This is a genomic window from Shewanella sp. 6_MG-2023 (genome assembly GCF_030547195.1).
Lineage (GTDB): Bacteria > Pseudomonadota > Gammaproteobacteria > Enterobacterales > Shewanellaceae > Shewanella.
In genome coordinates, this window is sequence record NZ_JAUOQU010000002.1 from 41,690 (window position 1) to 61,466 (window position 19,777).

20 protein-coding genes are annotated in these 19,777 nt (G+C 41.5%); 11 read left to right on the plus strand and 9 right to left on the minus strand.

The window, feature by feature from the left end; translation table 11 throughout:
• Nucleotides 1–41: 41 nt before the first annotated feature.
• Nucleotides 42–2,072, plus strand: coding sequence for an elongation factor G (gene fusA / locus Q4533_RS01440; RefSeq protein WP_303501535.1), 2,031 nt, complete (start codon nucleotides 42–44; stop codon nucleotides 2,070–2,072).
• Nucleotides 2,073–2,264: 192 nt separating this feature from the next.
• Nucleotides 2,265–3,092: a 4'-phosphopantetheinyl transferase superfamily protein gene (locus tag Q4533_RS01445; protein ID WP_277869087.1), complete on the plus strand. Its 828-nt coding sequence runs from the start codon at nucleotides 2,265–2,267 to the stop codon at nucleotides 3,090–3,092.
• Between the two features lie 106 nt (nucleotides 3,093–3,198).
• On the opposite strand, the gene queF is transcribed toward Q4533_RS01445, so the two are convergent.
• The gene (queF, locus tag Q4533_RS01450; protein WP_102437534.1) at nucleotides 3,199–4,053 is read right to left on the minus strand and encodes an NADPH-dependent 7-cyano-7-deazaguanine reductase QueF; all 855 of its coding nucleotides are present in this window, start codon (nucleotides 4,051–4,053) and stop codon (nucleotides 3,199–3,201) included.
• 121 nt (nucleotides 4,054–4,174) lie between these two features.
• Here queF and syd point away from each other — a divergent pair, with 121 nt between their 5' ends.
• Nucleotides 4,175–4,828, plus strand: coding sequence for a SecY-interacting protein (syd, locus tag Q4533_RS01455; protein ID WP_303501537.1), 654 nt, complete (start codon nucleotides 4,175–4,177; stop codon nucleotides 4,826–4,828).
• A 139-nt stretch (nucleotides 4,829–4,967) separates the two neighbouring features.
• Here syd and Q4533_RS01460 read toward each other — a convergent pair whose 3' ends face one another.
• Entirely contained in the window at nucleotides 4,968–5,741 is a 774-nt protein-coding gene (locus Q4533_RS01460; protein WP_303501539.1) for a Zn-ribbon-containing protein, read from the minus strand.
• Between the two features lie 44 nt (nucleotides 5,742–5,785).
• Nucleotides 5,786–6,118, minus strand: coding sequence for a hypothetical protein (locus Q4533_RS01465; RefSeq protein ID WP_102437528.1), 333 nt, complete (start codon nucleotides 6,116–6,118; stop codon nucleotides 5,786–5,788).
• Nucleotides 6,119–6,309: 191 nt separating this feature from the next.
• Here Q4533_RS01465 and Q4533_RS01470 point away from each other — a divergent pair, with 191 nt between their 5' ends.
• The gene (locus Q4533_RS01470; RefSeq protein ID WP_102437526.1) at nucleotides 6,310–6,696 is read left to right on the plus strand and encodes a DUF3192 domain-containing protein; all 387 of its coding nucleotides are present in this window, start codon (nucleotides 6,310–6,312) and stop codon (nucleotides 6,694–6,696) included.
• Here the strand turns inward: Q4533_RS01470 and Q4533_RS01475 are convergent.
• Nucleotides 6,693–6,923, minus strand: coding sequence for a DUF2789 domain-containing protein (locus Q4533_RS01475; protein WP_102437524.1), 231 nt, complete (start codon nucleotides 6,921–6,923; stop codon nucleotides 6,693–6,695). The genes Q4533_RS01470 and Q4533_RS01475 overlap by 4 nt on opposite strands.
• Nucleotides 6,924–7,088: 165 nt before the next feature.
• Between Q4533_RS01475 and Q4533_RS01480 the strand changes: the two genes are divergently transcribed.
• Nucleotides 7,089–7,727, plus strand: coding sequence for a GNAT family N-acetyltransferase (locus Q4533_RS01480; protein WP_102437597.1), 639 nt, complete (start codon nucleotides 7,089–7,091; stop codon nucleotides 7,725–7,727).
• Complete coding sequence (locus tag Q4533_RS01485; protein ID WP_102475703.1) at nucleotides 7,728–8,042, plus strand: DUF962 domain-containing protein; 315 nt, start codon at nucleotides 7,728–7,730, stop codon at nucleotides 8,040–8,042.
• Nucleotides 8,043–9,650: 1,608 nt separating this feature from the next.
• On the opposite strand, the gene Q4533_RS01490 is transcribed toward Q4533_RS01485, so the two are convergent.
• Both Q4533_RS01490 and Q4533_RS01495 read right to left on the minus strand, forming a co-directional pair.
• Nucleotides 9,651–10,037, minus strand: coding sequence for a DUF3301 domain-containing protein (locus Q4533_RS01490; protein ID WP_102437520.1), 387 nt, complete (start codon nucleotides 10,035–10,037; stop codon nucleotides 9,651–9,653).
• The gene (locus Q4533_RS01495) at nucleotides 10,034–11,062 is read right to left on the minus strand and encodes a DUF3549 family protein (protein ID WP_102437518.1); all 1,029 of its coding nucleotides are present in this window, start codon (nucleotides 11,060–11,062) and stop codon (nucleotides 10,034–10,036) included. The genes Q4533_RS01490 and Q4533_RS01495 overlap by 4 nt, the downstream gene beginning before the upstream one ends.
• Before the next feature lie 119 nt (nucleotides 11,063–11,181).
• Between Q4533_RS01495 and Q4533_RS01500 the strand changes: the two genes are divergently transcribed.
• The 5 genes from Q4533_RS01500 to purU all read left to right on the plus strand — a co-directional run bounded on the left by Q4533_RS01500 (nucleotide 11,182) and on the right by purU (nucleotide 15,748).
• Entirely contained in the window at nucleotides 11,182–11,499 is a 318-nt protein-coding gene (locus tag Q4533_RS01500) for a YqcC family protein (RefSeq protein WP_102520705.1), read from the plus strand.
• 1 nt (nucleotide 11,500) lies between these two features.
• Nucleotides 11,501–12,346 (plus strand): tRNA pseudouridine(65) synthase TruC, encoded by an 846-nt coding sequence (gene truC / locus Q4533_RS01505; protein ID WP_102437514.1) that lies wholly within the window; start codon nucleotides 11,501–11,503, stop codon nucleotides 12,344–12,346.
• Nucleotides 12,347–12,786: 440 nt separating this feature from the next.
• The gene (locus tag Q4533_RS01510) at nucleotides 12,787–13,251 is read left to right on the plus strand and encodes a flavodoxin (protein WP_303501541.1); all 465 of its coding nucleotides are present in this window, start codon (nucleotides 12,787–12,789) and stop codon (nucleotides 13,249–13,251) included.
• The gene (locus Q4533_RS01515) at nucleotides 13,203–14,675 is read left to right on the plus strand and encodes a PTS transporter subunit EIIC (protein WP_303501543.1); all 1,473 of its coding nucleotides are present in this window, start codon (nucleotides 13,203–13,205) and stop codon (nucleotides 14,673–14,675) included. The genes Q4533_RS01510 and Q4533_RS01515 overlap by 49 nt, the downstream gene beginning before the upstream one ends.
• A 200-nt stretch (nucleotides 14,676–14,875) precedes the next feature.
• The gene (gene purU, locus Q4533_RS01520; RefSeq protein WP_102437509.1) at nucleotides 14,876–15,748 is read left to right on the plus strand and encodes a formyltetrahydrofolate deformylase; all 873 of its coding nucleotides are present in this window, start codon (nucleotides 14,876–14,878) and stop codon (nucleotides 15,746–15,748) included.
• Between the two features lie 100 nt (nucleotides 15,749–15,848).
• On the opposite strand, the gene Q4533_RS01525 is transcribed toward purU, so the two are convergent.
• The 3 genes from Q4533_RS01525 to Q4533_RS01535 form a co-directional block, all read right to left on the minus strand.
• The gene (locus tag Q4533_RS01525; protein ID WP_102520711.1) at nucleotides 15,849–16,184 is read right to left on the minus strand and encodes a rhodanese-like domain-containing protein; all 336 of its coding nucleotides are present in this window, start codon (nucleotides 16,182–16,184) and stop codon (nucleotides 15,849–15,851) included.
• A 94-nt stretch (nucleotides 16,185–16,278) separates the two neighbouring features.
• Nucleotides 16,279–16,488, minus strand: coding sequence for a DUF2892 domain-containing protein (locus Q4533_RS01530; RefSeq protein ID WP_102437507.1), 210 nt, complete (start codon nucleotides 16,486–16,488; stop codon nucleotides 16,279–16,281).
• 22 nt (nucleotides 16,489–16,510) lie between these two features.
• The gene (locus tag Q4533_RS01535; protein WP_303501545.1) at nucleotides 16,511–19,774 is read right to left on the minus strand and encodes an efflux RND transporter permease subunit; all 3,264 of its coding nucleotides are present in this window, start codon (nucleotides 19,772–19,774) and stop codon (nucleotides 16,511–16,513) included.
• Nucleotides 19,775–19,777 lie beyond the last annotated feature (3 nt).

Genomic DNA, 19,777 nt, shown 5'->3' on the forward strand with positions numbered 1-19,777 from the left:
GCGAAATGGATTGATTAACTATGTGATAAAGGGAGGCCACAATGGCTGATTTCACCACTGAGCAAATCCGTAATTTGGCTGTAATGGGTCACACCAACGCAGGCAAATCCTCTTTACTCGAAGCATTACTGTTTAGCGCCAATGCAATAACCTTAAAAGGCAGGGTCGACAAGGGCACAAATCATGCCGATTTCACTGCCCAAGAAAAAGCCCACCACCACAGCCTAGAACCTTCCTTTCTTAATTTTGACTTCCAAAACCACCATTTAAACGTTATTGATACTCCAGGTTTACCTGATTTTATTGGCAGAGCATTATTGCCTCTTTCTGCCGTTGAATCGGTATTATTGGTGGTCAATGCCAGCACTGGGATTGAATCGGTAACCAAAAGAGCCTTTGAAGCAGCCCGAGCGCAGGGCAAAGCAGTGATCATTGCCATTAACCACTTAGATGGCAACGAAGCTTTAGTTGCTGAATTGCTGACTAATATCCAGCAGCAATTTGGTCATCGCTGCTTACCCGTTAATCTCCCCAATGAAATGGCTAATGATGTGGTGGATTGTTATCTGCATTGCGATCTAAAAGCGAAAACCTTATTCAGCGATGTGGAAACTGCCCGTGATGAACTCATTGATACCGTGCTTGAAGAAGATGATCGGTTAATGGAGCTGTATTTAGAGCAAGGTGATTCATTAACCCCAGAGCAATTGCATGCGCCGCTAGAAGCCGCATTGCGAATGGGTCATTTAGTACCAGTATGTTTTACCAGTGCAGAACAAGACATTGGTATTAGCTCGTTACTGGAAATGCTGACTAAGTTGATGCCAAGCCCTCTTGAAGCTAATCCGCCGCAATTTATCAAAGGCTTTACTGAAAATGCCACCCCTATTGATGTTAGCCAAAAAGCTGATGACCATGTATTAGCCCATATCTTTAGAGTGTCAATCGATCCATTTTTAGGCCGCATGGGCGTTTTTCGTTTATACCAAGGCACCATAGAAGTGGGCATGAAACTGTTTATCGGTCATAGCCGTAAACCCTTTAAAGTGACTAACATTCTTAAGTTACAAGGGGACCAGCATAGTAACGTCAATCAGGCTATCCCGGGTGATATCTGCGCCATTGCTAAAATTGATGAGTTAGAAGTTGGCGCTGTGCTGCATGACAACCATGATGAAGATGAATTTCATTTACCTGAGCTGGTATTGCCGCAACCTATTTTTGGCTTGGCCGTGTCAGCAAAGCGCCGCGGTGATGAACAAAAAATATCGGAAGTGCTACATAAGTTAGTGGCAGAAGACCCAAGCTTACAGATTGCCCGTAATGAGGCAGAAGGACAAACTGTGCTGCAAGGCCAAGGTGATTTACATCTGCAAATTGCATTAGAAAAAGCGCAAACGCAGTTTAATGTTGATATGGACACTGACACTCCAGCCATTGCTTATCGTGAAACCATAATGGGTGAGGCGAGCTTTAGATATCGTCATAAGAAGCAATCCGGTGGCTCTGGCCAATTTGGAGAAGTAGAGCTTAAAGTTGAGCCCCTTGAGCGTGGTCAAGGTTTTGAGTTTGTCAGCAAAGTGGTCGGGGGCTCGGTACCCACTCAATATATTCCCGCGGTTGAAAAGGGAATTAAAGAAGCTATGACAGCAGGTGAGCTTGGTGGGTTTCCGATGCAAGACATCAAAGTTACTGTATTAGATGGCAAACATCACAGTGTGGACTCTAAAGAGATTGCCTTTGTGATGGCGGGTAAAAAAGCCTTTATGGAAGCCGTTAAACTTGCTCAGCCAGTGGTTTTAGAGCCTATCGTTGAAATGAATATTTGTGTTGCTCAGCAACATGTGGGCGATATCACCGCCGATATCAGTAGCGAGCGAGGTATGGTGTGCGGCACACAAGCCGATAGCTCTGGCATGGTTACAGTTGAAGTCGAAGTGCCCTTGGCTAATGTCAGTGACTATTCTACTAGACTAAAATCGATGACGGGTGGTGACGGTCAGTTCTCGATGAGCTTTAGTCGCTATGACGTACAACCTCAGCAAGCGGCAAAGACCACCGCGATGGCTTAATCGCCAAGGGTTCACTATGAGTAGTTAATCGTTGCCAACGGCAATAAACGGGTCTTAATCGCAAGCTAATAGGATTAAAACGGCAGGGGCTGTAATGTTCCAGCCGTTTTTATTTATTTGGCGTATTACACAGACTATAAATTCAGTTAGAAACAAGCGACAATGGCTTTTTGTTTTACTATTGAGTTGATTTTGAATTCTGACACCAAGATAAATCTATTTTTCTGTCCGCTTACCACGGCAGTATTGGATCAAGAAACCACCTCATTGGTGTCATCTTGGTTGCCTGCAGATGAAACCCAAAAAGTGAATCGCTATATTCAACAATCAGCCCGTGAAAAAGGCTTAATGGTTAGAGGTTACTTGCGGGCTTTGTTGTCGCGTTTTGCCGATATAAAGCCCAATGAATGGGTATTTGAATATGGCGAAAAAGGCAAACCGCGTTTAACTGATCTGCAATTTCAGCAAACGGGTTTAGGTTTCAACATCAGTCACAGTGGTGACTGGTTATTGGTGGCTATTTATCAAACTAATGCCCCAATGCAAGCGTTTGAGCTGGGGGCGGATATTGAGCGGCGCCGTGATAGCACCAATATTCATTCGATATTAAATCATTACTTTTCTGAACCTGAAGCGGCAGCTTTATTAGCTTTACCAGCAGTGGAGCATAGGGAACGTTTCTTTGATTTATGGACCTTAAAAGAGTCTTACATTAAGGCCAAAGGCTTAGGCTTAGCTTTATCGCTTAAATCATTCGCATTTGATTTTCAATCGGCTGAAAAAAGCGAGCTTAAGCTGAATAAAGGCGCTGTCATACCTTTACAATTCAATGTCTCTTTGCGGCTGATAAATGATGACAAAGAGCGCTTTGAGATTGAAAACCAATGGCATTGTAGTTTAGGTAAGCTTAATGAGAGCTATCGGTTTGCCATTAGCTTTTATAGTGGATGTGTTGCGAACGAGCCTGAATATAACGCTGAAGTAATAGATTGGGCTGAGCTTATTATTGATTCTCATTAAGTTGCCTTAAAGGCATGCCTAAATTGATCGTTAGCTAAGTCGGTTTACCTGCAGATCAAAAAAGGCACTAAAAAGTGCCTTTTAAGTTGTAATATCATTTTTGAAATTACTGTCTCGCTAAACGATGTGTCTCAGGCGGCTGCTCAAAATCACTTCTAAATGGATTAATATCTAAACCTCCACGGCGAGTATAACGGGCATAAACCGTTAATTTAGAACATTGGCAATAACGTTTTAAGTCAGTAAAAATACGCTCAACACATTGCTCGTGAAATTCATTGTGTTGACGGAATGAAATCAAATAACGCAGTAACTTCTCTCGATCGATTTTAGGACCTTGGTAGCGGATCATCACGCTACCCCAATCAGGCTGAGAGGTAATTAAACAATTCGACTTTAGCAAGTTGGATGTAAGTGTCTCAGCAACATGTTTCTCTTCAGTGCTGTCTTCAAGGTACTCAGGTTTAAATTGATAATCATCAACTTCAATATCAAGTTCATCAATACAGTTACCCGGTAACTCGACAATGCGCTGGGTATTAAAATGTTTTGGCTCGATGATTTTTACCGTGACCTCGCCATTGGCACAGCGGCTAAGATCTTGTTGTAAAGTTTGTTGTACTAGTTCAACACTGTCAAAGCGGGTTTGATTAAAGCTATTTAAATAAAGCTTAAATGACTTCGATTCAATTAAGTTATCACTTTCGATGGCAAGGTAAACTTCAATGATGGCTACCATAGGCTTGCCTTTGGCATTAAGCCAAGATAGTTCATAGCCAGTCCAAATATCAGCACCTTGAAAAGGTAACTCAGCCGTTAATGCAATGGCATCTCTATTTAGCTTACGAGGAACCCCTTGCAGCAATGATGCATCATATTCAGCTTGATATTGCGTCGCTTGACCTAAAGTTAAACCTTTAAGTGCTTCAGCATCACTATAGGGATCGTGATTGTGTGTCATCTAGTGTGTTTCCGTGTCAAAATAGGCCTTTATTATAATACCAATTTATATAATTAGGTAATCACTGTACGTGACAAATACACCAATCTATTTGGTCACAAACAATATTGGAGCATCTTAAGTGTCTTGTTCAACATCATTGGATCAATTTTCTAACCGTTATATTCAAGCTTACCAAGATACCTTAGGGGAATTACCGCGATTTTACCCAATGGGTCAAGGGTCTAGTTGTATTGAGGGCCAGTATGATCTTGAATCTGATGAAGCGGTATTTTGGCAGACTGTTAAGCGTAAAAGCACCGCAGACTTTAGTAATGTCGAACGGGCTTTAGAGCTTAAGCTGCATGATGATATCAATGATTTTTACGGCCACTTCTTTTCAGCATCACTGTATTTTGATTCAAACTGGGGTGAAGGCGAATTACTGCAAGTTTGGAATCAGCAAGACTTTGAATCTTTGCAGCAAAATATCATTGGCCACTTGATGATGAAGAAAAAACTCAAACAAGCACCAACCTGGTTTATCGGTGTATTGGGTGATGGCGATAACATGCTAACGGTTGATAATGAAGATGGCAGTGTGTGGATTGAAGTGCCAGGCAATAAGCCCCATGAAAAGCTTGCTGATAGCCTAGCTGGGTTTATCGATAGCCTAACGCCAAGAGTCACACCAGCAATTGAACCTGTAGAAGAAGATCATGGCCATGTGCCACATCCGGGGATTTGGCAGCGAATGAAAATGATGTGGAATGACTTATTGAGACGAAAGTCATAGATCAACGTTATTAATTTGCGATAAACCAAAAAGCCTGACTTATAGATTAATTAAGTCAGGCTTTTTGTTGAAAAGAAGGTTAATGATGCAGCTGTTCTGATCGATGTTAGATACTTCAGAACAATAACGTTTGAAATTATTACTGATGATCCCATGAGATATTCGACACAATTCTGCATGGCTCACATCTGAAGTGAAACATATCCAATAATGGCTCATCCAATAACCACTGTTTCGATCCACAGCGTGGACAGGCTCGTTTTTTTTCAGACTGTAAACTTTCGCCACCAACGCGATAAAGATAATAGTAAGTCGGAATTTTGGTAATAAATTCAATTCTGCCGCGGATATCCCAGCCTCGTCTAAATAAATCACTTTTATGACTAGTCAGTTCTTCTAATGCTGCAAATTCAGCTTTGGTTGCCGCCGCCATTTGCAGTTCATCACAAGCTTGCCACTCTGTTTGCCAGCGAATAACTCGCTTATGGTCGCCATTAAAGCTTGCTGGAATTTGATATAGCGGAATAGGGAGAAGGTTGTCGCCACTTCTTAATGGTGAGCACATATGTACATAGCTGGTGTAAAGCACCTGCCAGCTGGGAGTGTCGATATTACTTTGCTCTGAATTGATATCTTGGCCGATAAACTTTTCACGTGGCGCCAATAACTTTGCTTCAGTTAGCATAGTTAATGCTTGTTTGACCCATGGGCTGTTGTTACGGGCTGATAAACTGTTTTTTTCAGGTATTAATAGCCTGACTTTAAACTCACCTTCATTAAATGCGACAGCAAATTCTCGTCCTAATACTTGGCCATTGGCTCTGAGTGCTTCTAGAAAGTTATTAATGGCTTTTTCTGCCGCTGTGATAGTGGTATCGGCGAAACATTCAAATCTGAGTTCAGTGACAAACATGGTTTTCCGTTTTTAGCTGGTTAAATGTATTGAGGATGTGGTGCTTAACTTTCTAATTGTACAATTCGTTTTTCAAGTGCTGCTATCTTTAGGGCAAATTCACTTTCGACAGCGTCAAATTTAGCCTGCCATTTTTGTTCTAGCGCCGTTAATGGGTCTTGAGCCGTTTCAGTATTAGCTGGCTGTATCATGGCTGCTAAATCGGGTAAGTCTTGCCATTGCTCTTTGGGGATGGCTTTAAATTGCTGCAACCCCTGAATAAGGGTTGGCATGGCTATCCGCGTACCTAATTTACCTTTTATTAACGCTAATGTTGGTGTATGACCTGCTACAGCAATGGATTTTGCCGCCGCAAGGACTTGTTCAATTGGACTCATAATTAGTGAAAATCCTTAAATATTGGTAGTGAAATTACTCAAAAAGTGAGACATGGTTTTAAATAGTGAATAAAATCAAGCTTTTAACTTTTGGCACACTTTTAGCTTAATCAGTATTGAGAACAGTATAACTTACTCTGAAAAACAGTTTCAGTAGAAATTACATTAGAACCATTTGAAAGGGACGTATTATGAAAGCAAAATTGGGTGCAGCATTAATTATGGCTATAGCAGCGACTTCACTAACTGGTTGCGTATTGAATGTGGGCGATCACGAAGGTAAGCGTAGTGATTCATATTGGCAAAAACAACAACAAACTAATCGTAATAACTTAGCGAAACTTTCAATCGGAATGGCAAAAGATCAAGTCACCATTTTGATGGGAACGGCTGATTTCAGTGAGGCTTATGTGACCCAAGCAGATGCACAAAGTCCGAAGAAAGAGGTTCAGGTGTTTTTCTACCGTACTCAATGGAGTAAAGGTGACGGCAAAACCACAAAAAGTGAATGTACCCCAGTTGTAATAAGTGACAACAAATTAGTGGGTTGGGGTGAAACTGCTTACCAAAACATTTAATTTCTTAATAAAACGTCCAGTTGGTCTATTAATTCAGACCACTGGCCGTCTTGATGTAAGGCCTCTTCAATAAAGTGTCTTTGCGATTCTGACCAAAATCCAGCCTGTGCAATGGTGCTATTTTTAGCCAGTTTATGTTGTTCGATAAACTGGTTAATATCTTCCTTAGATGAACTTAATCCTAATTGCTGAAATAAGTGTTCAAATGTTGTCGTTGTCGTATCCATGAGCTTTCACCATGTATGAATGATATTACTTTACTAAGATTAGGTGACCCTATTTAAATTGCAATATGTTTCAAAGTTGTTAAGTTGAGACTATCAACTGGATTAGTTAAGAGTGACATCATGGAAAACAACACTTTGCCCCCGAAAACTCAAGCTGCGCCGTCTTTGGATGAACAAACTAACGATCAACCTAGAGCGGTTTATTTGACTGCGGAAGATCTAAGAGTTGCAGCATCGATTATTTATAATGCCTATCATGATGATCCATTTTTTATTGAAGCTTTAGCCACTGCTAATAAAGCCAATTACGAACAAAAACTGCGGGCTGCAATCAGAGAAGAGCTCACAGAGTTATGGCAGCAAGAGCAACCATTAATTGGTTGGTTTGAAGGCAAACGTCTCATCGGTGTCGCCTGTGTGATCACCCATCAAGTGCCTCTTGGTGAAAGTCGTTACTGGCACTGGCGTTTAAAAATGGTACTCGGCACTGGTTGGAGTTCAACCCAAGCATTTATTAAAAAAGAGCATACCATCTTAGAAAGTTTACCGAGTAAACAATACGGTATTTTACAATTTATCGCTTTGAGCCCTAATGAGCAAAGAAAAGGTAATGGGGCAAAATTAATTCAAGCGGTGTTGAGTTGGTGCGATGAGCAGTTAGAGCTCGATGGGATCGGAGTATTTGTTAACAACGATAAACATGCAGCGCTTTTTATTGGTGAAGGTTTTGGCCATTTGTCTGATCAAACCATTGGCTCTGTTGATGGTGAGATATTAATTTATCAAAGTAAATCGGAGCAATAAATGGCTGATAAACAGTATCAAGACTTTAAGTCGTTTTATCCTTTTTATTTATCACAACATCAAAATGCCACATGTCGGCGCTTACATTACCTCGGCTCTGGACTGATAGTGTTATTGCTGTTGGTGACTCTAGTTAGCCAGCAATGGTGGCAACTATTATTTATCCCTGTCATCGGTTATGGATTTGCATGGATTGGTCACTTTGTATTTGAAAAAAACAAACCTGCTACTTTTGAATACCCGCTATACAGTTTGCTCGCTGACTGGGTAATGTTTGCGCAAATGTTAAAAAAGCTATTCCTCTCAAAGTCATAAACAGGCAAGTTTCACTTTGGCGTGTAAGACTTATCTCACATACCCTGTAAGTTATCTAACTTTAGTCTGTATGCATTCTCTAGCTGAATTTGTTTTTTACCAATTAAAACATAGCCTTAAGTTTTTAGGTCTGTTTTGGTGACGAGAATTTATTGGTTTGTGAGTAAATGGGGTGTTTTCTCGCCAATGAATTTAGCTAAAATATTCCACAAGGTCGCAACATAAATAAAACAGGGTGTTTTGTTTAATATTGCACTTATAATGAATAGTCATATTGTAAAGCCAACAACCTTTGGTCGTTAATGTCTCAGGATGAGATGAAAATTAAAGGAAGGGGGCTGGTTATTCATTGAGATATTTATATGAGAAAACCTCTTATTAGCTATCTCAAAATATGAATTCAGGACGAAGTCAGGACACGCTCAAGGAAAGGGCATAAGCTCAGTTATGGATAACTGAAACTAGGATGAACCCTCATCAGGATGATGACGGATTGCAGGATGCAGCATACCAGGATGGTAATCTAGGAGTAAAACTGTCAGTCAAAGGGATAGACTGTTCAATGGATTGAAAACTCAAGTATTCAGCAACTGGCAAGAATACAAGGAAATTGAGTAACAGGGAATAAAGGGAGCAGGGAGCAAATAATCGCATGGATGGAGCAGGGAAGCACAATTTAGCCGGATAAGCTAACAGAGCGTAAAATAGGCGCAATCTTAATTTATTAGGATTGCGCTTTTTTACATTTCAGAAATACAAATGTTAAATATGTGAATTTTTTTGCAGTGGTTAATTTCCCTAATAGCCAGATTGTTTGTGCGATATATCTCACAAGGGGTGTAAGCCTTATCGCATTTGAAACGCGCCTTAAATTAGGTTTATTTTAAAGTTGTTGTTTTTATTGATTTTAATTTGACGCCTGCTGGTTTAGTGGTGTTACTACTTTGTAATTACGCTGTAATGTGAATACTTATGACTTACCTGTTGAACCATATGAACTATAATAGATACCAAGAAAGCAAATATGCACAGGAAGTGCTTAAGTTGTATCAATAGGATTATAAGTAAAGTGTTTTCTGCTCTACAGTGACTTTCAAATCAAGGTAAAATGTACGCTATGGACAGTGGCATGATTAAAAGGTTAGTGACAAGGAGTTAACTAATACCCCATCACTGCAGTTTATGGATATAAGCGACTTTATTAGATTGAAGGACATCAATTAAGGGATTTACGCCATAAGGGATTTATGGTGATTGCATTGGATGCAATAACTTGATTAAAGGATGTCATGGAAGAACCCCAAGGATGAATTAAGGACACGCTTAAGGATTTGAGCAGGCTCGGTCAATGGATAATCGAGTAAGATGGAAAGTACTTAAGTGTACAAGGAATATCAAGGATTGAATAAGGATAGCGCTCGGAGCAAGTTAGACGCATGGATGGTGCAGGGAGCACAACAATAGCTGGATGGCTTAACAAAAGCACAAGAGACCGCGGCAATGATTTGTCGCGGTCTTTCTTTTGGCTAGCGTTTAATAAATAACGATTTTCAAGTAAAAAATGGTTTATGCAGTATGGCTTACCTATTGAGTCGTTAAGCCAATAAATTACTTACACTTTCCGGAGTTGCAGCTAGATGCGCCGCCACAACCACCAAACTTACCTTTTGCCATCGGCGCATCCATCCATTCTGGCTCTGGGAAAATAGGCCAATTTATTTTTTCTATTTTTTTACCATGCATTTGGATATGCGCGCGATATTGGTTCATGCCATCGGTGCTAAATTCAAACAAAAATTTAGCACGCCAACAAAGGCCAGTAGTACCACCCAGGCTAGGTCTTGCTGACTCCATTGCGATAGCAAGGAGTTGTACTTTTTGCTTGCCGCAGGCGCTTTCAGCATACTTACGGCTAATTTCTGCCATTTGTCGTAATTGCCAAAAGAATGCGCCCACAACCACGACTGCTACGATTAAAATAAAATCTGACATCATTGGCTTAGTGCCTTAAATAAACCGCCAATAGCCGCTGATAGTTTCTCACTTCGTTCGGTATTTCTTAGTTCAAGCAACAGCGGCTGGCGTAAACTCGGTATAGACACGATATCAGCAAATACTTGGTTAAAGAAGATTTGTGGCTGATTTGCTAAGACTTCTAGATAAAGTTTGCGAGTTTGGTCATCTTTTAATGCAATCCAGTTTCTGGCAGCAATGGTGATCAATAAGTTTTCATCAAGTTGTTGGTAATTAACCAATTGCTTAATGGCTTTTTGAGTTAACTCAGCTTGTGAAGCAAGGGCTCTAAGATAGATATGCTTATGCTCAACCGGCGCTTGAGATAACTTATCAAACAAGGTTTGTGCAAGCACTGCATCAATGGTCACATGTTCTAAGCATTGGCAAATAGCTGCTTGAACTTCAACTGGGGCAAATTCAAAAGCGGCATTAATTTCTGCAGCGTGGTTATGTTGATCTAGGCGCACACAGATGTCGGCAATGCCTTGAAGCCCTAATTGCTGCCACGAGTCATCCACTTTCTTTGGACTTGCTATCAGCGCAGCAAAGTAGCTAGCGGCAAATTGATATTGCGCTGATGGTTGCTGGCTTAATTGACGTTTTACTAAGGCATTAAATAGCGCTAGCTTTTCCTGGCTAGGCTTGAAGCTAAAAGGGTGATTAGCATAGCGCTCTTGTTCTTCATCACTTAATGCTTTGGTTGGATCTTGCCCTAGAGCTTCGAGGATCATTTTGATGAATTGACTGCGCTGCGCTGGAGACAACAAGCCTTGCTCATCCAGTGGCAGCTTTAAAAACCAAATAAAAGGTGGCTGTGCTTCGCGCCAAAACACGATGGCAAATTGTGCATGACCTTGAGTTGGAAAAGGGTAAGGGGTTTTTAATGCTTCAATTTGATTAAACAACATCATATCGATGTTTTCGACTCTGCGGCCTAAATCATAAACCTGAAATTGAGTATTAGCGGTGTCTAAAAATTCACTTAGGGTTTCGAGTTGTGTCATGGTGTTTTTATATAGCGATTAACTTGTGCGTATTATAGGGTTAACTGCCTCCTGATGATATAATTAGTCGCACAAACAATCGTGTTATTTCAAACTTGTGTGAGCGATAAATCACAGTTATGCCGTATATTAAAACAGAGCAATACTTAATTCAGATAGAACAAAACCTTAAAGATGCAAACCTTTGGTCATCGACTAAACCTTCTGCTCAAGCGCTTGCGAGCAGTTCTCCTTTTGCCTGCGATACCATGGGGTTTGAGCAATGGTTGCAGTTTATTTTTATCCCTAAGATGCAACAGCTTATTTGTATGAAGCAGGCTTTACCTACTCAAATAGCCTTAGCCCCTATGGCGGCACATGTGTGGAGTCAGCGTGATGATCTTAATCCTTTGATACGTTTATTGGCTGAGTTAGACACCTTTTTAAGTGAGCAATAACATGATAGATGATGAATATTTCGATGACCAAGAAGATGCAGCGAGCCTTCAAGCTGAAACGCTAGCAGCGGAGGGGCTTGAAGATGAAACGCCGCCTGAGTTAGAAATTCTTTTTGAAGATGAGCATCTGGTGGTTATTCATAAGCCGGCTGGTTTGTTGGTGCACCGCAGTTACCTTGCAAGAAAGGAGCGCTTTTTTGCGATGCAACTGACTCGAGACCTAGTGGGCTGCCATGTGTTTCCGGTGCACAGATTAGATAGACCCACATCAGGAGTGTTAGTTTTTGCCAAAAGCAGTGAAGTCGCCAGAGCGCTTTGTGAGCAGTTTGAACATCATCAAGTGACGAAAGAATATATCGCTTTGGTTCGAGGCAATATGCATGAGGCAGGCCGTTTAGATTACGCTTTAAAAGTAGAACTAGATGATGTTGCCGACAAAAAGGCCAATAAAGATAAGCCCGCACAAGAAGCGGTAACTGATTATAAGCCGTTAATGAATGCAGAGATCCCATACAGTTCTGGACGTTATCCCAGTAGCCGCTTTTGCTTAATTAACCTTACACCGCAAACGGGCCGTAAACATCAACTGAGACGACATATGGCGCATTTACGTCATCCTATTATTGGTGATACCACCCATGGTGATGGTAAGCAGAATAAGTTTTTTAGATCGCACTTTGAGATAAATCGTTTATGGCTTATCGCTAAGTCAATTCGTTTTACTCATCCTGTGACCTTAGAGAAAATGCATATAGAAACAGAATTGGAGCAAGAATGGCTGAGGATATTTGAGCAGTTTGGCTGGGATGATGCGCTTGATTGCTCAGCACCTATGGATATTGCTTAGTAGGCTATAAAAAATTCTTACGTAAAAACTATCACGTAATAATAAGTTACGTAAGAATCTTAAAGATAAATCCAAGTACTTGGTAAGTGCGCTTATTAAGTACTTTGTTTTAAAGGGGTTTTATTGTGTTTTAACAATAATGCCTTCAACTTCTCGAACTCATCAATTTTTGCAAGTGGCTCGCTAGTATCTTGTTGTTCACATCTAAAGTAAAAGTTTCGCCTAATATGGGCGGCCTTATGCTGGAGTTTGAACAATCTATGCCGGTTGGCTTGGCGCATAACAATAACCTTAACGTTTAGATAAGTTGTTACTTTTGTTTGTATTTCATACTTGCAGCCCAGCGCTGGAATGCAGTATGGTGAAGCTATTAACTCAAATTAGTCAGCATTTAAGCTGTAATAATCAATGCAGTCAGTGAGCTTGGGGAAAAGTATATCATGGATAAAGTTAATATAGTGTTCGGAACAGTGTATGGAAGTGCACAATTTGTTGCTGAAACATTAACCGATAAGATCGCACAATTGGATTTTAATACCCAATTGTTTCAGCCAACTGAGCTATTGGGCTATGTTCCAGCTGAAGATGAATTACTGATCATAGTGACCTCTACCACTGGTCACGGTGACTTACCTGAAGATATTGTGCCATGGTTTAATGAGTTGCGCTCAGTAGCGCCTTATTTGCCTAAGCTTAACTACAGCGTTATTGCCTTAGGTGACTCAAGCTATGAAACATTCTGCGGCGCAGGAAAACAATTTGATGAACTGCTTACTGAACTCGGTGCAACCAGTATTACGCCGCGCCTTGAAATTGATGCCTGTGAAACCATGGAACCAGAAACAGAATCCACACAATGGATAACAACTTGGCAAACCGCAGTAACCCAGTCGCAAGACAGTTAAGGTTATTAAGCCAGCGGTGGTTTAAATTTGCTCAGCGTCTTAGTCAGGCGCTGTTAATTCCCATCGCCATTTTACCCGCTGCAGGTGTCATGCTCGGGCTTTCTGCCAATCCCCTTCCTTTTATATCTATCGAACTCGCCATCGTGCTTTCGAATGTGGGTAATCTAATTTTTACCATGATGCCGCTATTATTTGCGATAGCTATTGCCATTGGCTTTTGTCAAGACCAAGGAATTGCCGCCTTTGTCGCAGTTTTTGGCTTTGGCGTTTATATTTCAAGCCTTGGAGCAATGACAACCCTTTATCACTTACCCTCGAGGCCCATTTGGGGGATGGAGACAATGGATACCGGAATTGCTGGTGGTGTGCTCATTGGCGCGCTGACTTGTTTGGTGGTGCGATTGAGTGAAAATGTAAAACTGCCAGCAGTGTTCTCATTTTTTGAAGGCCATCGAAGCGCTGCGTTAATCATTATTCCATTTTCCATGCTGATGGCGTTTATCTTGGCCCATATTTGGCCCACACTGGCCTATGAAATCGATTCTTTATCCTTATGGGCTGTATATCAAGAGCCTGCTGTCGCCTTTGGTGTTTATGGCGCCATTGAACGATTACTTATTCCATTGGGCCTACACCACATTTGGAACGCGCCATTTTACTTGGAAGTGGGACAATATATTGATGACGGTAAATTGGTGAGAGGTGAAATAGCTCGCTATCTTGCTGGTGATCCTGCTGCGGGTAATTTTGCTGGGGGTTACCTCATAAAAATGTGGGGACTCCCTGCTGCAGCGTTGGCTATTTGGCGTAGCGCGGATAAATCTGAACGTAATCGCGTTGCCGGGATTATGCTGTCAGCGGCAACCGCAAGTTGGTTAACTGGGATCACCGAACCCATTGAATTTGCCTTTATGTTTGTGGCGCCGATATTGTTTTTAATTCACGCCATTCTGACTGGTGTGGCCTATAGCGTTTGTGTTTTGCTTGAAGTAAAACATAGTGTGGTGTTTTCCCACGGACTGATTGATTTCAGTTTGTTGTTTGCTCAATCAAGTAATACTCAATGGATTTGGTTTTTAGGGCCATTAACGGGGTTTGTTTATTATCTTTTATTTAGGGTGAGTATTGTAGCATTTAACTTAAAAACCCCTGGGCGGTTAGAAGCTGATGGTCACGGCAATAAAGAAAGCCTACGCAGCATGATTAGTGCTCTTGGCGGGGCAGACAATATTGTTGAATTAAATGCTTGTTTAACCCGCTTACGCATTACAGTCGTGAATCCAAAACTTGTCGATAAACCCAGGTTGATGCGCTTAGGCGCGAAAGGGGTGATCAAAGTGGGGCATGGAGTACAGGTGGTATTTGGGACTAAGGCGGAAAGTTTGCGCAAACTACTGCAAAAGTACCTCGACACCCGTAAATGATTATTAAAACCTCATAAATATAGCAACTCTTTTAACTATTTAATAATTAGGTTGCTATAAAAAAATCAATTATTGATATATCTGGTTATTTAATTACATCTCCCATAAAAGCTATGTTAAAAGTAAAATATAGTTTTTAGCCAGCTGCATTTTATTTGAATGTAAACGTCATCGATTTAATTCTTGTGAGCCAATAGTTTATGAAGTCTAAAAGTAACCCAGTTAACAATACAGCAAGCCTAGAGCGAAAAATTTTGATCACTGATTGTGAAGATGCAAAAGGCCTTATCGCTAAAATTACCGGGGTGTGTTTTGCCCATAAGCTAAATATTATTAAAAACACCGAGTTTGTTGACCATGAACAAGGGCGCTTTTTTATGCGTACTGTGCTTGAAGGGCAAATTAACGATCAGCAGTTATTGGCCGACTTAACTGAGGTGCTGCCTCTACAAAATCACATGAAGCTGGTGGATGCAGGCCGAAAACGTATAGTCATTTTAGTCACCAAAGAAGCCCATTGTTTAGGTGATATTTTAATGAAGTCCTATTATGGCGGTTTAGATGTTGAGATCGCTGCAGTGGTGGGTAACTACGATGTGTTGCAAGGCTTAACTGAAAAGTTTGATATTCCATTTCATCATGTTAGTCATGAAGGTTTAGACCGAGCCCAGCACGAGCAAGCGATGCTTGAGGTTATAAAAAACTATAATGCTGATTACATTGTATTGGCAAAATATATGCGAATTTTAACTCCTGAGTTTGTCGCTGAGTTTCCCAATACCATTATCAATATTCATCACTCATTTTTACCGGCATTTATTGGCGCCTCACCTTATCGTCAAGCGTGGGAGCGTGGGGTAAAAATCATTGGTGCGACAGCCCACTTTGTCAATAATTGCTTAGATGAAGGGCCTATTATCAAACAAGATGTGATTAATGTTGATCATAGTTTCAGCGCAGAAGAACTCGCTCATAATGGCCGCGATGTTGAAAAAAGCGTGCTGAGTAAAGCCCTGCAGCTTGTCCTTGATGAACAAGTAGTAGTCTATGGTAACAAAACCGTGGTTTTTTAGACTTTTAATGAAGTAACAAAAAGGTCTGTCAGAGTTATCTGGCAGACCTTTTTTATATCCAATAAGGGGCTCATTTAGCTGTAAGCGTTAATAAAGCGGGCTATTGCTTATTTGCTGATAAAGTAGCAATGCCGCCACCGTTATAAGTTTGAGTGTAGCCTGCAGCGGCTAACTCATCGTTGGCAATACCGCTTCTGCGGCCGCTGCGGCAATACAATACGATGGCTGTATCTTTGGCAATATTTTGTTTATTTAGCTCTTTAAGGGCGATATTAAAGGGAATATTAATCGCGCCCTCAAGGTGACCTGCGGCAAACTCTTCAGCGGTTCTTACATCCAATATCATCGCACCCTTGTTAATTTTCTCCCACGCAATAACGGGATTCATATCTTGGGCAAGGCTTATTTTACTCACTGTTAATACCATTAAGCACATGGCAAGTAGGGTGAGGGCTTTAACAGCTTGAATAGTAAATTTATTACAATCTAATGGCTGCACTGTGGCTCCTTATTGATATATTTTTGCAATGCTATTGGGTTGCTTTTTCTGCTTCGGTTTTTAGACCGAGTTTTTTCATCACCATAGCGGCGGGACAAAAACCAGTAAAAGCACTTTGAAATAGATTAGCACCAACAAATGCTGTCAGCCAAATAAAATGGTGACTGACGGTAGCGGTAAGCACTAAAGATAACAGCACCATAAAGCCGGCAAAAGCCATAATTGATCTTTCAATAGACATAAGTAACTCCTTAAACGTTAGATTAGTTGTGGATCCCTTGGCGGTTTTTCATTACTGCGTAATACAGCACTGGGATAACGACCAAGGTTAAAATGGTTGAAATAAATATCCCGAAAATAAGGCTGATTGCTAGCCCACTAAAAATCGGATCATCAATGATAAATAGTGCGCCAATCATGGCGGCAAAGGCCGTTAACATAATCGGTTTGGCGCGCACTGCAGCGGCATTGATCACGGCTTGTTCAAACGGCACACCTTCGGTTGCCTGTTGATGGATAAAATCAACCAGCAAAATTGAGTTTCGCACTATGATACCGGCCAGCGCGATCATGCCTATCATTGATGGGGCGGTGAATTGCGCCCCGAGTATTGCGTGTCCTGGCATGACCCCAATAATGGTTAATGGAATGGGCGCCATAATAATCAGCGGCACGGTATAAGACTTAAATTGTGCGACCACTAATAAGTAAATCGCAATCATACCCACCGCATACGCAATGCCCATATCGCGGAAGGTTTCATAAGTGATTTTCCACTCGCCATCCCATAGTACGGCAACTTCATCTAAGCCGTCGGGTTGATTGGCAAAGTATTGGCTCATTGGGTATGCAGCTTCACCACTTTCTTGCTCATGGTTTATTTGAGCTACCATATCAAACATGCCATACAAAGGGCTGCCTGTCGGGCCTGCCATATCGGCAATGACCATGATCATGGGCACCATATTTTTATGGATAATAGTGGTATCAATGCTGGTTTGTTTAATTGAAGCCACATCAGCAAGGGTGACCATTGCTCCTGAGGCTGAAGGGATTTTTAATAACATCACCTGATGCATATCCACCTTGGCGGCTTCATCAAGCTGCAGCCTGATTGGTGTTGGCAGGTGCAAGTTGCTTTGATAAAGGTAACTGGCATCTTTGCCATCAATTGCCGCTTGAATAGTATTAACAATACTTGAGTAAGCCACCCCAGCAATTGCAGCGCGATTACGATCAATACTCACTTGCCATTTGCTTTGCTGTGCGGGTAAATAAATATCCACATCTACAACATGCTCAGTTTGCTGAAAACGGCTCATTAAATCGTTAGCCGCTTGTTCGCGCAGCGCTGTGGTTGGCGCGTAAACTTCAGCTACAATCGGCGACCATACTGGTGGGCCAGGAGGCACTTCAACAATTTTGATATTGGCATTGTAAGCGACACCAATGGCTTGCAAAGGCTCTCTCACTGACATAGCAATATCATGACTGTTTCTATCACGTTCTGACTTTTCAACCAGATTGACTTGAATATCAGCCACTTCTTGGCTTTCACGTAAAAAGTAATGTCTCACTAGGCCGTTAAAATTCATTGGCGAGTGGGTGCCTGCGTACAACTGCAAGTGTTCAACTTCTTCAACAGTCGTCAGATAAAGTCCAAGCTCTTGTAGCAGTTTTTGATTTTGCTCAAACGGCGTGCCTTCAGGTAGATCAACAATCACCTGAAACTCCGATTTATTATCAAAAGGCAGCATTTTAAGCACAACGGCTTGCATGAAGGGTAATGACACTGCCAATGCGATTAACAGCGAAATGCCTAACGCCATAGCTTTACGCGCCTTACTGGCGTGTTCACCATCAAGAAATGGTTTCATGATGAAAGTGAAAAAGCTCAGTAATTTAGTTGAGGCTGTTTCTGTATGGGGTTGCTCATTTAGGTCACTGCTGGTGTTACCTCGGTGAGCTTTGGCATTAAGCCATTTATTACTCAGCCATGGGGTCATCACAAAAGCAATCAATAGCGAGATAAGCATGCCCATACTGGCATTGATGGGAATAGGGCTCATGTAAGGCCCCATTAAGCCAGAAACAAACGCCATTGGCAGTAATGCCGCAATAACGGTAAAGGTGGCCAAAATTGTCGGCCCGCCCACTTCATCCACAGCCTGTGGGATTAATTCTGTGAGCGGTTTATTACTCATCGCCATATGACGGTGAATGTTTTCTACCACAACAATGGCGTCATCCACTAAGATCCCAATTGAAAATATCAGTGCAAAAAGTGAAATACGGTTAAGGGTAAAGCCCCATGCCCATGAGGCAAATAATGTCAGTGCTAAGGTAATGATAATCGCGACGCCAACAATGGCTGACTCGCGGGCGCCCATGGTTAATAGCACCAATATCACCACTGCAGCGGTAGCAAAAATTAATTTAAATATCAGTGTGTTGGCTTTTTCGCCCGCGGTAGCGCCATAGTTACGGGAAACAGCGACATTGACGTTATCAGGAATAAGTAAGTTATCGAGTTTGGCAACTTTATCTGTAATTAAATTGGCAATATCTACCGCGTTTTCACCGGCTTGCTTACCAATAGCAATGGTTACAGCAGGGAATTGACCTTGCTGATTAGCATGCCAGACCTGCTGCTTTTGAATATCGCTTTTTAAGGTGATATCAGCAACATCGGCTAAATAAACCACCTTGGCGCTGGCAGGCTCAGTGATTGAGTTATTAGCGGGTATTACTTTGATAACCAGGTTTTTAAGATCGTCAATTGAGTCTAAAAACTGTCCAGTTTGAACCTTAATCTCTTGATTATTTTGGGTTAATGAACCTGTTGTTGAGACGGAATTATTACTGTTTAGCACTTGCTCAATTTGTTCAATCGTGATCCCAAAACTGTTTAGCTTACTAGGATCTAAGCGAACATTGGCAATAAGCTCATGCCTACCTTGAGAATATATCTCACGGGTGCCTGGGATACGTTTTAGTTCAGTTTCTAGTACCGTAGCGACTTTAGTGAGTTGCTCAGGGTTCATGGTGGGATCATCTGACCATAAGGTGAGACCAAAAATAGGTACGTCATCAATACCGCGAGGTTTAATCAGCGGCTCACCAATGCCTGCGGCTTGATTGAATTTATCAAGGTTGGAATAAATTTTATTGTATAAATCGACAACAGCTTGTTCTCGAGCAATGCCCACTTTGAAGATGGCAATGATTAAGGCGCCGTCAGGCTGTGAGAATGAGTAAAGGGTATCAACACCTTTAATTTCTGAAATAATTTTTTCGGCAGGTAAGGTAACCTGATTAGCGACTTGCGTAGGACTTGCACCTGGATAGGGGATAAACACATCAGCAAAGGTGACATCAATTTGTGGCTCTTCTTCTTTAGGGGTTATGAGCACCGCAAATAAGCCGAGTAGTAATGCCAAAATAGCCAGTAAAGGGGTGATAGCACTGGTTTGAAAGTTCTTAGCAATGGTGCCAGAAATACCTAAACGAGGTTCTGAATTAGCCATGAA

Coding starts and splice junctions, on each gene's coding strand:
- Q4533_RS01465 (WP_102437528.1), bottom strand. CDS start 6,118: ATGAGTCCAATTGAACAAGTCCTTGCGGCGGCAAAATCCATTGCTGTA.
- Q4533_RS01475 (WP_102437524.1), bottom strand. CDS start 6,923: ATGGATACGACAACGACAACATTTGAACACTTATTTCAGCAATTAGGA.
- Q4533_RS01470 (WP_102437526.1), top strand. CDS start 6,310: ATGAAAGCAAAATTGGGTGCAGCATTAATTATGGCTATAGCAGCGACT.
- Q4533_RS01490 (WP_102437520.1), bottom strand. CDS start 10,037: ATGATGTCAGATTTTATTTTAATCGTAGCAGTCGTGGTTGTGGGCGCA.
- Q4533_RS01515 (WP_303501543.1), top strand. CDS start 13,203: ATGGATAACAACTTGGCAAACCGCAGTAACCCAGTCGCAAGACAGTTA.
- Q4533_RS01510 (WP_303501541.1), top strand. CDS start 12,787: ATGGATAAAGTTAATATAGTGTTCGGAACAGTGTATGGAAGTGCACAA.
- Q4533_RS01485 (WP_102475703.1), top strand. CDS start 7,728: ATGGCTGATAAACAGTATCAAGACTTTAAGTCGTTTTATCCTTTTTAT.
- Q4533_RS01500 (WP_102520705.1), top strand. CDS start 11,182: ATGCCGTATATTAAAACAGAGCAATACTTAATTCAGATAGAACAAAAC.
- Q4533_RS01460 (WP_303501539.1), bottom strand. CDS start 5,741: ATGTTTGTCACTGAACTCAGATTTGAATGTTTCGCCGATACCACTATC.
- truC (WP_102437514.1), top strand. CDS start 11,501: ATGATAGATGATGAATATTTCGATGACCAAGAAGATGCAGCGAGCCTT.
- Q4533_RS01530 (WP_102437507.1), bottom strand. CDS start 16,488: ATGTCTATTGAAAGATCAATTATGGCTTTTGCCGGCTTTATGGTGCTG.
- purU (WP_102437509.1), top strand. CDS start 14,876: ATGAAGTCTAAAAGTAACCCAGTTAACAATACAGCAAGCCTAGAGCGA.
- Q4533_RS01495 (WP_102437518.1), bottom strand. CDS start 11,062: ATGACACAACTCGAAACCCTAAGTGAATTTTTAGACACCGCTAATACT.
- fusA (WP_303501535.1), top strand. CDS start 42: ATGGCTGATTTCACCACTGAGCAAATCCGTAATTTGGCTGTAATGGGT.
- Q4533_RS01535 (WP_303501545.1), bottom strand. CDS start 19,774: ATGGCTAATTCAGAACCTCGTTTAGGTATTTCTGGCACCATTGCTAAG.
- Q4533_RS01525 (WP_102520711.1), bottom strand. CDS start 16,184: ATGTGCTTAATGGTATTAACAGTGAGTAAAATAAGCCTTGCCCAAGAT.
- queF (WP_102437534.1), bottom strand. CDS start 4,053: ATGACACACAATCACGATCCCTATAGTGATGCTGAAGCACTTAAAGGT.